The organism is Pseudomonas sp. 31-12 (assembly GCF_003151075.1).
Taxonomy (GTDB): domain Bacteria; phylum Pseudomonadota; class Gammaproteobacteria; order Pseudomonadales; family Pseudomonadaceae; genus Aquipseudomonas.
Genome location: NZ_CP029482.1, coordinates 1,996,973 through 2,009,960, shown reverse-complemented (window position 1 = coordinate 2,009,960; position 12,988 = coordinate 1,996,973). Strand labels below are relative to the sequence as shown.

Below are 12,988 nucleotides of genomic sequence, written 5' to 3'. Positions count from 1 at the left end.
GCGCGTTCATCAACTGAACAATGCATGGCAGACCATCGATGTAGGTACAAAAACTGTTCATTAGTACCTCAGCCAACCTGCCTGGTCGGGCTGTGGTAAATATCAGCGAACATGTCAGCCATGGCTTCTTCGCTGGGTTCTTCCTGCATTTGCACGCTTACGGCGCGACTGACCAACTGATGACGACGCGGCAGATGCAAATCATCTGGAATACGCGGGCCATCGGTCAGGTAAGCCACCGGCAATTCATGACTGATCGCCAGGCTCAACACCTCGCCCAGACTTGCCGTTTCATCCAGTTTAGTCAGGATGCAGCCAGCTAGCCCGCAGCGCTTGTAACTGTGATAAGCGGCCGTTAGAACCTGTTTCTGGCTGGTGGTTGCCAGAACCAGATAGTTTTTTGACTTGATGCCACGTCCAGCCAGGCTTTCGAGCTGCATGCGCAGGGCCGGATCGCTGGCCTGAAGGCCCGCGGTATCGATCAGCACCACGCGCTTGCGCAACAATGGATCCAGCGCCTGCACCAGCGATTGGCCCGGATCGACGTGAGTTACCGACACGTTGAGGATCCGGCCCAGGGTCTTCAATTGTTCCTGAGCACCGATACGGTAGCTGTCCATGCTCACCAGCGCGATGTTTTGCGCGCCGTATTTGAGCACGTAGCGGGCCGCGAGCTTGGCCAGGGTGGTGGTCTTGCCCATGCCGGCCGGGCCGACCATGGCAATCACGCCGCCCTCTTCCAGTGGCTCGACTTCCGGTGTGGCGATCATCCGCGCCAGGTGCGCCAGCAACATGCGCCAGGCCTGACGAGGTTCGTCAATGTCGGTAATCATCGCCAGCAAATCGCGGGACAACGGGCCGGACAGGCCGATGCGTTGCAGGCGACGCCAGAGACTGGCCTGGGCCGGACGACTGCCTTGCAGCTGATTCCAGGCCAGGGAGCCGAGTTGCACTTCCATCAGCTCGCGCAGGCTGTTGAGCTCGAAACGCATCGAATCGAAAGCCCGTGGGTCCACACCGCCAGCGGCGGGTGCCGGGGCTGGCGCGGAGCGACGAGGCTCGGCGTAGGTCGGTTCGATCAGCGGCTCGGCAGCGGTCAATGGCAGGCCGGCGAACAACTGGCGATTGGTGGTCTTGTCGCCTTCGGTTTCGCCTTCGCCACGCAGGCTCAATTCGGCCTGGGCGGTGACGATCCGCGACTGGGTCTTGCGCAGCTCATCCTCGAGTTCCATGTTCGGAACACGCGGGGCCAGCGCCGACAATTTGTAATCCAGCGCAGCCGTCAGCTCGACACCACCGGCGATCCGGCGATTGCCAATAATGGCGGCATCAGCGCCCAGCTCATCACGAACCAGTTTCATGGCCTGACGCATATCGGCGGCGAAAAAACGCTTAACTTGCATAAACCACTACCTCAGCCGTTGGGCCCTACTGTCGCAACGATGGTCACTTGCTTGTTGTCAGGAATTTCCTGATAAGCCAACACATGCAAACCCGGGACTGCCAGTCGGCCGAATCGCGAAAGCATCGCGCGAACCGGACCGGCCACCAGCAGAATCACCGGTTGACCTTGCATTTCCTGACGCTGCGCCGCATCGATCAACGAACGCTGCAGCTTCTCAGCCATGCTTGGCTCCAGCAGAACGCCCTCTTCCGAGCCTTGTCCTGCCTTCTGAAGACTATTGAGCAATATTTGTTCCAACCTTGGCTCCAGCGTGATAACTGGTAGCTCGGAGTCAGTGCCTACAATGCTTTGGACGATTGCGCGGGAAACGCCGACGCGCACCGCAGCCACCAAAGCGGCAGTATCTTGACTCTTGGCCGCATTGTTGGCGATGGCCTCGGCGATGCTGCGAATGTCCCGCACGGGCACCTGTTCGGCCAGCAACGCTTGAAGCACTTTGAGCAGCTGCGACAGCGACACCACGCCCGGCACCAGCTCTTCAGCCAGCTTCGGTGAGCTTTTGGCCAGCAATTGCATGAGTTGCTGGACTTCTTCGTGACCGATCAACTCGCTGGAGTGCTTGTACAGAATCTGGTTCAAGTGCGTCGCCACGACCGTGCTGGCATCCACGACGGTGTAACCAAGCGATTGTGCCTGGGCACGCTGGCTGATTTCGATCCACACCGCTTCCAGGCCAAAAGCCGGATCTTTGGCGGTTATGCCGTTGAGCGTGCCGTAGACTTGCCCCGGGTTGATCGCCAGTTCGCGATCCGGGTAAATCTCGGCTTCGGCCAGGATCACGCCCATCAGGGTCAGGCGGTAAGCACTCGGCGCCAGGTCGAGGTTGTCACGAATATGCACAGTCGGCATCAGGAAGCCCAGGTCCTGGGACAGCTTCTTGCGCACACCCTTGATCCGCGCCAGCAACTGACCACCCTGGTTGCGATCCACCAGCGGAATCAGGCGATAGCCGACTTCCAGGCCGATCATGTCGATCGGCGTCACATCGTCCCAGCCCAGCTCCTTGGTTTCCATGGCACGGGCCGGCGATGGCAGCAGCTCTTGCTGACGCTTGACCTCTTGCAGGGCCTGAACCTTGACGACGTTCTGCTTCTTCCAGAACAGGTACGCACCACCGGCCGCCAACGCGGCCATGGACAGAAAGGAGAAGTGCGGCATGCCGGGCACCAGGCCCATCACCGCCATCAAACCAGCCGCCACGGCCAACGCTTTGGGCGAGGCGAACATCTGGCGATTGATCTGCTTGCCCATGTCTTCCGAACCGGACGCACGGGTCACCATGATCGCCGCCGCTGTCGATAACAGCAGTGATGGCAATTGCGCCACCAAACCGTCACCGATGGTCAGCAAGGCGTACACCCGGCCGGCGTCGCCGAAGGTCATGCCGTGCTGGAAGATACCGACCGCCATGCCGCCGATCAGGTTGATGAACAGAATCAGCAAACCGGCGATGGCGTCACCGCGCACGAATTTGCTGGCACCGTCCATTGAGCCGTAGAACTCGGCTTCCTGGGCCACTTCCACCCGGCGCAGTTTGGCCTGGTTCTGGTCGATCAGGCCGGCGTTCAAATCGGCGTCGATCGCCATTTGTTTACCGGGCATCGCATCGAGGGTGAAACGCGCGCTCACCTCGGAAATCCGCCCGGCACCCTTGGTCACCACGACGAAGTTGATGATCATCAAGATCGCGAAGACCACGATACCAACCACGTAGTTACCGCCGATCACCACCTCGCCGAAGGCCTGGATTACCTTACCGGCGGAAGCGTGACCGTCCTGTCCGTGAAGCATCACCACCCGGGTGGAAGCCACGTTCAGCGCCAGTCGCAACAGCGTCGCCACCAGCAGAATGGTCGGGAACACTGCGAAATCCAGCGGCCGCAAGGCGTAGACGCAAACCAGCAGGACGACGATCGACAACGCGATGTTGAACGTGAAAAACACGTCCAGCAGGAACGGCGGGATCGGCAACATCATCATTGCCAGCATGACCAGCAGCAACAACGGCACACCCAGGTTGCCCCGACTCAAGTCGGCAACGTTTGTGCGGGCAGTGTTGAATAACTGAGAGCGATCCACCGGTTTTCCCCGTTTCTTTAAAGCAAACTTTTGACGCCCAAACCAGGCGCAGGGCGGCTATTGCAAGAAACCTTCCAACTTTTGCAGGCGCTTGAAATAGAGGGGGTCTCAGGGAAATCGCAGTGGCTGATCCGGCGCTTTCGCGAGCAAGCCCGCTCCCACATTCGACCGCATTTCTCTGAGCGCGCGCGGTTAAATGTGGGAGCGGGCTTGCTCGCGAAGAGGCCATCAGCGACAGCGCAAAACTCAGGAATCGCGGCGCAGATCCGGTGGAATCGGCAGATTATCCTTGAGCGGATCCGGGCGTTTGCCCTTGCCCGCGCGGTACTGGCGGATCTGGTAGACGTAGGCCAATACCTGGGCAACCGCCAGATACAACCCACCAGGGATTTCCTGCTCCAGCTCCGTGGAGTAGTAGATCGAACGTGCCAGGGCCGGCGATTCGAGTAGCAGCACATTGTTGGCCACGGCGATTTCACGAATCTTCAAGGCGAGGAAGTCATTACCCTTGGCCAACAGCACCGGCGCACTGCCCTTGTCCGGGTCGTACTTGAGGGCGACAGCGTAGTGTGTCGGGTTGGTGATGACCACGTCGGCCTCGGGAATGGCCGCCATCATCCTCCGCTGGGACATCTCGCGCTGCAACTGGCGAATGCGCTGCTTGACCTCCGGACGCCCTTCCTGATCCTTGTGCTCGTCGCGCACTTCCTGCTTGGTCATCAGCAGTTTCTTGTGGCTTTCCCACAGCTGCACCGGCACGTCGACGGCGGCGATGATGATCAGCCCGCAGGCCATCCACAAGGTACTCCAGCCGACCACTTGCAGGCTGTGAATAATCGCCATGTCCAACGGCTCGTGCGCAATGCGCATCAGGTCGTCGATGTCGGAAGACAACACTGCCAGCGCCACGAACAGCACGATGAAAAATTTCGCCAGGGCCTTGAGCAGTTCGACCAGAGCCTTGGCCGAGAACATTCGTTTGAGCCCCGCACCGGGGTTCATGCGACTGAATTTCGGCGCCATCGAGCTCGCCGCAAACAGCCAGCCGCCGAGGGAAATCGGGCCGATCAACGCAGCCAGCAACAAGGTGATCATCACCGGCTGAATCGACAGCAGGGCGATCTGCCCCGAGTGCAGGAGAAAGGTGCCCATGTTGCGCTGATCCAGAATCACTTCCCGCGACAGCGTGAAGTTCATCCGCATCAACTCCATCAGGTCCTGGGCCAACGCGCCGCCGAAAATCAGCAGCGCACCGGCACCGGCAAGCATGACCGCCAGGGTGTTGAGCTCCTTGGAGCGCGCAATCTCACCCTTGTCCCGGGAGTCCTTTTTACGTTTCTCCGTGGGGTCTTCTGTTTTGTCCTGACCGCTTTCGCTCTCAGCCATGACTCAGCGCGCCCGTGCCAGTTCGCGTAACAACTGCAAGGCCTCGGAGGCCAGCGGTTGATACTGATTGATGATGTCCGCCAGCCCGACCCAGACGATGAATAGCCCGAGTACCAGGGTCAGCGGAAAACCGATGGAAAAGATGTTCAGTTGCGGCGCGGCACGGGTCATCACGCCAAACGCAATGTTGACTACCAGCAACGCGGTGATCGCCGGCAGTACCAGCAACAACGCAGCGCCGAGTACCCAGCCCAGCTTGCCGGCCAGCTCCCAGAAATGATTGACCATTAACCCGCTACCGACCGGCATCGTTGTGAAGCTTTCGGTCAGGACTTCGAAGACCACCAGATGGCCGTTCATGGACAGAAACAACAGCGTCACCAGCATGGTGAAGAACTGCCCGATCACCGCCACCGAAACGCCGTTGGTAGGGTCGACCATCGACGCGAAACCCATACCCATCTGAATGGAGACGATCTGCCCGGCGACCACGAAGGCCTGGAAGAATAACTGCAGCGAGAAGCCCAGCACCGCGCCAATGAGGATCTGCTCGGCGATCAGCAACAGCGCACTCAAATCCAGTGCATTGATCGGTGGCATCGGCGGCAGGCCCGGCGCAATCACCACGGTGATCGCCAGGGCGAAGTACAGGCGCACGCGCGTGGGCACCAGGGTCGTGCCGAACACCGGCATGACCATCAGCAACGCGCCGATGCGAAACAGCGGCAACATGAACGTCGCCACCCAGGTACTGATCTGGGTATCGGTCAGTTGCAGCAGCGACGGCATGGTTTAGCCGATGACCTGAGGAATGCTGCCGTACAGCTGCAGGATGTATTCCATGAACGTCTGAACCAGCCACGGGCCGGCGACGATCAGCGTCACCAGCATCACCAGCAAGCGCGGCAGGAAGCTCAGGGTCTGTTCGTTGATCTGCGTGGCAGCCTGGAACATCGCCACCAGCAGGCCCACCAGCAGGCTCGGAATCACCAGCACGGCAACCATCATCGTGGTCAGCCACAGCGCTTCGCGAAAGATGTCTACCGCCACTTCCGGCGTCATGGCGACACACCACCGAAGCTGCTCGCCAGGGTACCGATAATCAACGCCCAGCCATCCACCAGCACGAACAGCATGATCTTGAACGGCAGGGAAATGATCAGCGGCGAAAGCATCATCATACCCATCGCCATCAGCACACTGGCCACGACCAGGTCGATGATCAGGAACGGAATGAAGATCATGAAGCCGATCTGGAACGCGGTTTTCAGCTCCGAGGTCACGAAGGCCGGCACCAGAATGGTCAGCGGCGCCTGATCCGGCGAGGCTATGTCAGTGCGCTTGGACAGGCGCATGAACAGCTCGAGATCGCTGCTGCGCGTCTGCGCCAGCATGAAGTCCTTGATCGGCACCTGGGCCTTGGCCACAGCATCCTGAGCGGTGAGCTTTTCCGCCAGGTATGGCTGCAAGGCGTCCTGATTCACGCGGTCGAATACCGGCGCCATGATGAACAGCGTCAGGAACAGGGCCATGCCGGTAAGGATCTGGTTCGACGGCGTCTGCTGCAGGCCCAGGGCCTGGCGCAGGATCGAAAAGACGATGATGATCCGGGTGAAACTGGTCATCAACATGACAAACGCCGGGATGAAACTCAGCGCCGTCATGATCAGCAGGATTTGCAGGCTGACCGAATATTCCTGAGCGCCATTGGCGTTGGTGCCTAGCGTGATCGCCGGGATCGACAACGGATCGGCGGCGAACGCCAGCGGCGCGACCAGCATCAGGGCCAGCGTCAAGACGATGCGTAACGCACCCATTACTTCTTATCCTTTTGATCCTTGCCGAGCATCTTCAACAGATGCTGGGCAAACTCCGGAGTCGCGCTCTCGGTGGTGGCCGGCACGTCAATCGGCTCTTTAAGCACATGCAGCGCAGTGATCGTGCCAGGGCTGAGGCCAAGCAGGATCTGCTCGTTGCCGACCTGCACCAGCATCAAACGATCGCGCGGCCCCAAGGCACGGGAGCCGACAATCTCGATCACCTGCCCTTTACCGGCCGGCCCGGCCTGCTGGACCCGGCGCAGCAGCCAGGCGAGGAAGAAGATCAACCCCAGCACCAGCAGCAAGCCGAACACCAACTGCGTCAATTGCCCGGCCACACCGCTACTGGTCGCCGGTGCAGCAGCGACCGTTGCAACCGTGGCCACGGGTTCGGCTGCCAGAACACTGAACGGCAACGCAAGCAGAAGCCCCAGAACCTTTTTCACTTAGCGCAGCTTCTTGATACGTTCGCTAGGGCTGATCACGTCGGTCAGGCGGATGCCGAACTTCTCGTTGACCACGACCACTTCGCCGTGGGCGATCAGGGTGCCGTTGACCAGCACGTCCAGCGGCTCACCGGCCAGGCGATCGAGCTCGATCACCGAACCCTGGTTGAGTTGCAGCAGGTTGCGGATGTTGATGTCGGTGCTACCCACTTCCATGGAAATCGACACCGGGATGTCGAGAATCACATCGAGGTTCGGACCGTCGAGGGTGACCGGATCGTGGTTCTTCGGCACGCTGCCGAACTCTTCCATCGGCAGACGGTTGGACGGAGAACTGGCGGCGTCGGCAGCCAGCAAGGCGTCGATATCGTCCTGGCCGGCATCACCGGTTTCTTCCAGGGCGGCAGCCCATTCGTCAGCCAGTGCCTGGTCGTCCTGGGCGTTCATATCGTCGTTCATCATGTGTCCTCGGCGGGCAACTGCTCAATCAAGAGCAGCCAATTAATAGGGGGTTGGAGCGCCGGTCAGCGGCGCTCGATCGGCTCGATCACTTGCAACGCGAGGTTGCCTTTGTGCGAGCCCATCTTGACCTTGAAGGCCGGCACGCCGTTGGCGCGCATGATCATTTCTTCGGGCATCTCGACCGGGATCACATCCCCCGGCTGCATGTGCAGGATGTCGCGCAAGCGCAACTGGCGACGGGCAACCGTGGCACCGATCGGCACGTCGACGTCGAGCACGTCCTGGCGCAGGGCGTTGACCCAACGCTCGTCCTGATCATCCAGATCCGACTGGAAGCCGGCGTCGAGCATTTCGCGCACCGGCTCGATCATCGAGTACGGCATGGTCACGTGCAGGTCGCCACCACCACCATCGAGTTCGATGTGGAACGTCGACACCACCACCGCTTCGCTCGGGCCGACGATGTTGGCCATGGCCGGGTTCACTTCCGAGTTGATGTACTCGAAGTTCACTTCCATGATCGCCTGCCAGGCCTCCTTCAAATCGACGAAGGCCTGCTCCAGCACCATGCGCACCACGCGCAGTTCGGTAGGGGTGAATTCACGCCCTTCGATCTTGGCGTGACGGCCGTCGCCGCCGAAGAAGTTGTCCACCAGCTTGAACACCAGTTTGGCGTCGAGGATGAACAACGCGGTGCCGCGCAACGGCTTGATCTTGACCAGGTTGAGGCTGGTCGGTACGTACAGCGAGTGTACGTATTCGCCGAACTTCATCACCTGCACACCACCGACGGCAACGTCCGCCGAGCGGCGCAGCATGTTGAACATGCTGATGCGGGTGTAGCGGGCGAAACGCTCGTTGATCATTTCCAGGGTCGGCATGCGTCCGCGAACGATGCGATCCTGGCTGGTCAGGTCGTAGCTTTTTACGCTGCCGGGTTCGGCGGCGGTATCGGTCTGTACCAGACCATCGTCGACGCCATGCAACAGCGCATCGATCTCATCCTGGGACAGCAGGTCCTGCACGGCCATGTCGTGTTCCTACTGCAGTACGAAATTAGTGAAAAGCAGCTGTTCGATAACCACTTTGCCGAGTTCTTTCTGCGCCACTTCCTGGACGCTGGCCGTGGCCTTCTGACGCAACATCTCCTGGCCGACCGGGGTCGCCAGCGTGGCGAAATCCTGACCGGAGAACAGCATGACCAGGTTGTTGCGGATCACCGGCATGTGCACTTTGAGCGCTTCCAGATCAGCCTGATTGCGCCCCAGCATGGTGATGCTCACCTGCATGTAACGCTGGCGACCGCTCACGTTGTAGTTGGCCACGAAGGCCGGGGCCATGGGCTCGAAAATCGCGGGCTGCTTGCCGACGACAGCAGTTTCAGCGGCGGCAGGTTTGCTCTGGGCGCTGTGCATGAAGAACCAGGTCGCCCCCACAGACATGCCGATCGCCAGCAGCAGGGCCACCACGATCACAATGATCAGCTTGATCTTGCCTTTGGTTGCGGGGTCTTTTACTACTGCGTCGCTCTTCGCCATGCCAATAATCCGTCACTATTCTAGTTTTCACAGTCGCACGGCAAGGCAAGAGCAAGTGTTATGCCAGAAGTGTCGGGAGGGAGTTGAGCGGGGAGTTGCGGCGCACCACAACCCCCTGTGGGAGCGAGCCTGCTCGCGATGAGGCCATAACATTCAACATATGCATTGACTGTTACACCGCTATCGCGAGCAGGCTCGCTCCCAGAGTGGGTATTGCGTTGGATCAGGCGTAATAGTCGACGGCGCTGGAGCCGATCACGCTGGTCGCGGTGGCCGCCACTTCAGTGACGGTCGGTGCAACCTCTTCATCCATGCCATCGAGGCGTCCGCCGGTGGCATTGGTCCGACCGCCCTGCCCCTGTTGAGCCTGATCCTGGCCCTGCCCTTGCCAGCCACGAGACTGGTCGGACACGTTGACGTCCACCTGGCCCATGCCCTGTTGCGTGAACATGTCACGCAGGCGATGGATCTGGCTGTCCAGCGCTTCGCGTACGCTTGGATGGGCGCTCATGAAGGTGACCTGGGTTTGCTGGTCCGGAACCATGTTGACCCGGATATCGAGACGCCCCAGTTCCGCCGGTTGCAACTGAATGTCGGCTGCCTTGAGGTTGGCACTGGAAAGGTACATGACGCGGTTGACCACTTCCTCGGTCCAGCCGCTCTGATGCATGGCAATCGGCTGGTTCACCGGCAAGGCATTGGCGGTTTTCGGAGTGGCCGCCTGAGTCAGTGCCGCCAGACGGTTGGCGAAGTCATCGACTCGGGTGTCGCTGCTGGCAGACGTCAAATCCTTGAGGCCGCTATCGATCAGACCGCTGAAAGCCTTCTCGCCGCCCTGGCTGGTGCTGTCCTTGTCGGCTTGCACGTCGAGCATGCTGGCCATGCCGGCGGCAAAGTTCTGCGCCGCCGTCAGCTCACCGTCAGCCTGAGTTTGGGCAGGTGTGGCTTTTGGCTGGGCCTGGCTGCTGGCGGACACGTGACCGCTCTGCTCCATGGCCATGCGCACGGCCGGCAGCGCGTCGAGCGGATCAGCTTCAGGATCGAAATCGCTATCGGTGACAGCCGCCGCTTGCGCGGTCGTGGCAACGACGGCGGCAGCAGCCGGCGCTTCAGCCTGTGGCGGTGCGGTCGTGGCGACTGGCGCAGCGGTTTGCACGACCGGCCCGGTCACCAACGGCTGCACCTCTTGCATCAACGCCGGATCGAGGGCCGGGTCGAGGCTCGGATCTACAGGCGCCGAGTCAGCCACTGGCGTTTCAGTGGCCTCGGGCTTGTCGTCGCTGGCCGTCGTGTCATCGGTCGGTGCCGGTTTATCGGCGGGCAAGGAATTGCCGCTATCGGCAACCGCCGGTTCCCGGGCGGCAGGCTTGTCATTGCTGACATCGGGTTTGCCGGCGCCTTGCGGGGCTTTGTCGGCAACCGGTCTAGTCGGTTTATCAGCGACCACAGAAGGCTTGTTCCGGGCTTGATTGGCGTAAACATCAGCGAAGCTGGACGCCTTGTCCCCTGGCTCAGAGCCCTGCGCCGGGGTATTGGCGGAGGCGACTTGAGTCTTGGCCGTCGCGACGGCCTGCAGAAGCGAATGGGGGGTAACGGGCATAAAACGGTCTCCGCTGCACTGGGATCGTAGGTACAGTTGAGCGAGATAGCTGCAAAGGTCGAGCCAGGTTGGCTCGACAGCGGCCAAAAGCGCCGGACGGTCGCGTTACTCAGCGATAGAGCGCTGTTTCTCAGCCTCATACAGCGGGCGGACAATAGCAAATTCACCATCGATTTCACCGACAAGCGCTTCGATACCCGTGAGGCTCTTTTCCTTGGCGCGACGTTCCAGCTCACTGCACAACTCTGCCAAGCGAACGGCGCCCATGTTGCTGCTGCTGCCCTTGAAACTGTGGGCGGCATTCATGAGTTGCGCTGCATCTTCTGCCTTTCGCAACACGCGCAAACGCTCTTCGGAGTCGGCGATGAAGGTATCCAGCAACATCGGATACTCACCCTCCATGACTTCCTGCAACGCGCTCAGCACGTCGCGGTCCAGATGTGTGTCAGCCACTTGCTCACTCCTTGATCAAGAATGGGTGAATTATGCCAGAGCCTCCCAGAAAAACTCCACGCGGGCACTACGACCATCGTCGGACCAGCTCGCGCTACGGCTCAACTGACGGATCAGACTGACGCCGCGTCCCGACAGACGGCTACCCTCGACAGGACGCTCCATCACCCGCGCCACATCAAAGCCTTTGCCGCTGTCTTCGACCCGCACAATCAGGCTCCCGCCCTTGCCGGCCGGCACGACCTGCAAATGCACCCGCACATAGCCGTCGCTTAACGCCTCCAGCCGCTCACCGCGCGCTTGATAATAGCGCGCGAACCCCGAGGCATCGCGCTTGAGGCTTGAATCCAGCCCCAGCACGCCGTGTTCCAGGGCATTGGAATAAAGCTCTGCCAACACGCTGTAGAGCGCGCCACTCTGAGCTCGCAGACCGTGGACCTCAAGCAGCAATTGCAAAAGGTACGGCAGCGGATTGAAACGCTTGAGGGTCGCGGCACGAAATTCGAAACTCACCGACCAGTCCAGCGGACAGGACTGACCACTGTCGGAATACACCGGCGCCGGTGGAATCAGTTGCGCAGCCTCCAGCAGACTGACCTCGACCATGCTCACGTCATCGCGAGCCTCGCCACGAAAGTCCAGCAACGCTTGCTCGATTTCCTCGAACAGCGCGTCTGGATGACGATTGGCCGCAAACACCCGCTGCAGCCGCTCCACACCAAACAACTGTTCGTTGGCATCGCAGGTATCGATGACCCCGTCGGACAGCAGGAACACCCGATCGCCGACGGCCATCGGAAACACTTCGGTGCGGTCATTGAAGGTTTGCGGGCTCAGCACACCCAGGGGCAAGTGCCGCGCCGGCAGCGGCGTGCGCTCCCCCGTGGCGATACTGTGCAAGTAACCGTCCGGCATTCCGCCGTTCCAGACTTCCACCGAACGTCGTTGAAAGCTCAGACACAGCAAGGTGGCGCAGCAGAACATGTCCACCGGCAAGATGCGTTTGAGCTTGGCATTCATCTCGCGCAGGGTTTCAGCCAGGCCGTAACCCTTGGCGGTCATGCCGTAGAAGACTTCAGCCAGCGGCATGGCGCCCACGGCGGCCGGCAAACCGTGACCGGTGAAATCCCCCAGCAGCACGTGCATGTCGCCAGCCGGGGTGAACGCCGCGAGCAGCAGGTCGCCGTTGAACAGCGCATAAGGGGATTGCAGGTAGCGGATGTTCGGCGCGCTCAGGCAACCCGAATGCGCCACCTTGTCGAATACGGCCTTGGCCACCCGCTGCTCGTTGAGCAAGTAGTCGTGATGTTTGGCGATCAGGTCACGCTGCTGCAGCACCGTGGCCTGCAACCGGCGCAAGCGGTCCATGGCCTTGATCTTGGCGGCGAGAATCACCTGGTTGTAGGGCTTGGCGAGAAAATCGTCGCCACCAGCCTCCAGACACCGAGCCAGGGCCTCGCTTTCGGTCAGCGAGGTCAGGAAGATGATCGGCACCAGGGTTTCCCCGGCCAGCGCCTTGATCTGCTGTGCCGCCTCGAACCCGTCCATCACCGGCATCATGGCGTCCATCAGCACCAGGTGCGGCCGCTGCTCGCGAAACGCTTCGACCGCTTCGGCACCGTTGGCGGCCGTCAATACCTGGTGGCCCTGGCGGCGGACGATGCTCGACAGCAGCATGCGATCGGCCGCGCTGTCTTCGGCGATGAGGATCGTCAGCGGCTCGACCGGCTGCACGGCCG

Annotated in this window: 13 protein-coding genes; all 13 read right to left on the bottom strand. The window is 60.8% G+C overall.

Annotated elements, in window-relative coordinates; translation table 11 throughout:
* Positions 1 to 68: 68 nt before the first annotated feature.
* The 13 genes from flhF to DJ564_RS09225 all read right to left on the bottom strand — a co-directional run bounded on the left by flhF (position 69) and on the right by DJ564_RS09225 (position 12,983).
* Entirely contained in the window at positions 69 to 1,403 is a 1,335-nt protein-coding gene (flhF, locus tag DJ564_RS09285; RefSeq protein ID WP_109628596.1) for a flagellar biosynthesis protein FlhF, read from the bottom strand.
* Positions 1,404 to 1,414: 11 nt separating this feature from the next.
* Entirely contained in the window at positions 1,415 to 3,544 is a 2,130-nt protein-coding gene (gene flhA / locus DJ564_RS09280; RefSeq protein WP_109628595.1) for a flagellar biosynthesis protein FlhA, read from the bottom strand.
* A 246-nt stretch (positions 3,545 to 3,790) separates the two neighbouring features.
* Positions 3,791 to 4,930, bottom strand: a complete 1,140-nt coding sequence (flhB, locus tag DJ564_RS09275; RefSeq protein WP_109628594.1) for a flagellar biosynthesis protein FlhB — start codon at positions 4,928 to 4,930, stop codon at positions 3,791 to 3,793.
* A 3-nt stretch (positions 4,931 to 4,933) separates the two neighbouring features.
* Complete coding sequence (fliR, locus tag DJ564_RS09270; protein ID WP_109628593.1) at positions 4,934 to 5,719, bottom strand: flagellar biosynthetic protein FliR; 786 nt, start codon at positions 5,717 to 5,719, stop codon at positions 4,934 to 4,936.
* Positions 5,720 to 5,722: 3 nt separating this feature from the next.
* On the bottom strand, positions 5,723 to 5,992 hold the full coding sequence (gene fliQ / locus DJ564_RS09265) for a flagellar biosynthesis protein FliQ (protein ID WP_007948918.1): 270 nt from the start codon (positions 5,990 to 5,992) through the stop codon (positions 5,723 to 5,725).
* On the bottom strand, positions 5,989 to 6,747 hold the full coding sequence (gene fliP, locus DJ564_RS09260) for a flagellar type III secretion system pore protein FliP (RefSeq protein ID WP_010456947.1): 759 nt from the start codon (positions 6,745 to 6,747) through the stop codon (positions 5,989 to 5,991). Before fliP ends, fliQ begins: the two co-directional genes overlap by 4 nt.
* Positions 6,747 to 7,196 carry a flagellar biosynthetic protein FliO gene (fliO, locus tag DJ564_RS09255; RefSeq protein WP_109628592.1) on the bottom strand — a complete coding sequence of 150 codons (450 nt, stop codon included), beginning with the start codon at positions 7,194 to 7,196 and terminating at the stop codon, positions 6,747 to 6,749. Before fliO ends, fliP begins: the two co-directional genes overlap by 1 nt.
* Positions 7,197 to 7,655 carry a flagellar motor switch protein FliN gene (gene fliN / locus DJ564_RS09250; protein WP_109628591.1) on the bottom strand — a complete coding sequence of 153 codons (459 nt, stop codon included), beginning with the start codon at positions 7,653 to 7,655 and terminating at the stop codon, positions 7,197 to 7,199.
* A 65-nt stretch (positions 7,656 to 7,720) separates the two neighbouring features.
* On the bottom strand, positions 7,721 to 8,689 hold the full coding sequence (gene fliM / locus DJ564_RS09245) for a flagellar motor switch protein FliM (protein WP_109628590.1): 969 nt from the start codon (positions 8,687 to 8,689) through the stop codon (positions 7,721 to 7,723).
* A gap of 9 nt (positions 8,690 to 8,698) precedes the next feature.
* Complete coding sequence (gene fliL, locus DJ564_RS09240; RefSeq protein WP_109628589.1) at positions 8,699 to 9,196, bottom strand: flagellar basal body-associated protein FliL; 498 nt, start codon at positions 9,194 to 9,196, stop codon at positions 8,699 to 8,701.
* Between the two features lie 223 nt (positions 9,197 to 9,419).
* A complete protein-coding gene (locus DJ564_RS09235; RefSeq protein ID WP_109628588.1) occupies positions 9,420 to 10,796 on the bottom strand; it encodes a flagellar hook-length control protein FliK in 1,377 nt (458 codons plus the stop codon).
* A gap of 105 nt (positions 10,797 to 10,901) precedes the next feature.
* Complete coding sequence (locus DJ564_RS09230; RefSeq protein ID WP_109628587.1) at positions 10,902 to 11,249, bottom strand: Hpt domain-containing protein; 348 nt, start codon at positions 11,247 to 11,249, stop codon at positions 10,902 to 10,904.
* A 30-nt stretch (positions 11,250 to 11,279) separates the two neighbouring features.
* Positions 11,280 to 12,983 carry a fused response regulator/phosphatase gene (locus DJ564_RS09225; RefSeq protein ID WP_109635979.1) on the bottom strand — a complete coding sequence of 568 codons (1,704 nt, stop codon included), beginning with the start codon at positions 12,981 to 12,983 and terminating at the stop codon, positions 11,280 to 11,282.
* Between the last annotated feature and the right edge of the window lie 5 nt (positions 12,984 to 12,988).

Bases quoted from the DNA above. Each gene is read 5' to 3' on its own strand.
- flhF (WP_109628596.1), bottom strand. From the start codon at position 1,403: ATGCAAGTTAAGCGTTTTTTCGCCGCCGATATGCGTCAGGCCATGAAA.
- flhB (WP_109628594.1), bottom strand. From the start codon at position 4,930: ATGGCTGAGAGCGAAAGCGGTCAGGACAAAACAGAAGACCCCACGGAG.
- fliR (WP_109628593.1), bottom strand. From the start codon at position 5,719: ATGCCGTCGCTGCTGCAACTGACCGATACCCAGATCAGTACCTGGGTG.
- fliQ (WP_007948918.1), bottom strand. From the start codon at position 5,992: ATGACGCCGGAAGTGGCGGTAGACATCTTTCGCGAAGCGCTGTGGCTG.
- fliP (WP_010456947.1), bottom strand. From the start codon at position 6,747: ATGGGTGCGTTACGCATCGTCTTGACGCTGGCCCTGATGCTGGTCGCG.
- fliN (WP_109628591.1), bottom strand. From the start codon at position 7,655: ATGAACGACGATATGAACGCCCAGGACGACCAGGCACTGGCTGACGAA.
- fliM (WP_109628590.1), bottom strand. From the start codon at position 8,689: ATGGCCGTGCAGGACCTGCTGTCCCAGGATGAGATCGATGCGCTGTTG.
- fliL (WP_109628589.1), bottom strand. From the start codon at position 9,196: ATGGCGAAGAGCGACGCAGTAGTAAAAGACCCCGCAACCAAAGGCAAG.
- DJ564_RS09235 (WP_109628588.1), bottom strand. From the start codon at position 10,796: ATGCCCGTTACCCCCCATTCGCTTCTGCAGGCCGTCGCGACGGCCAAG.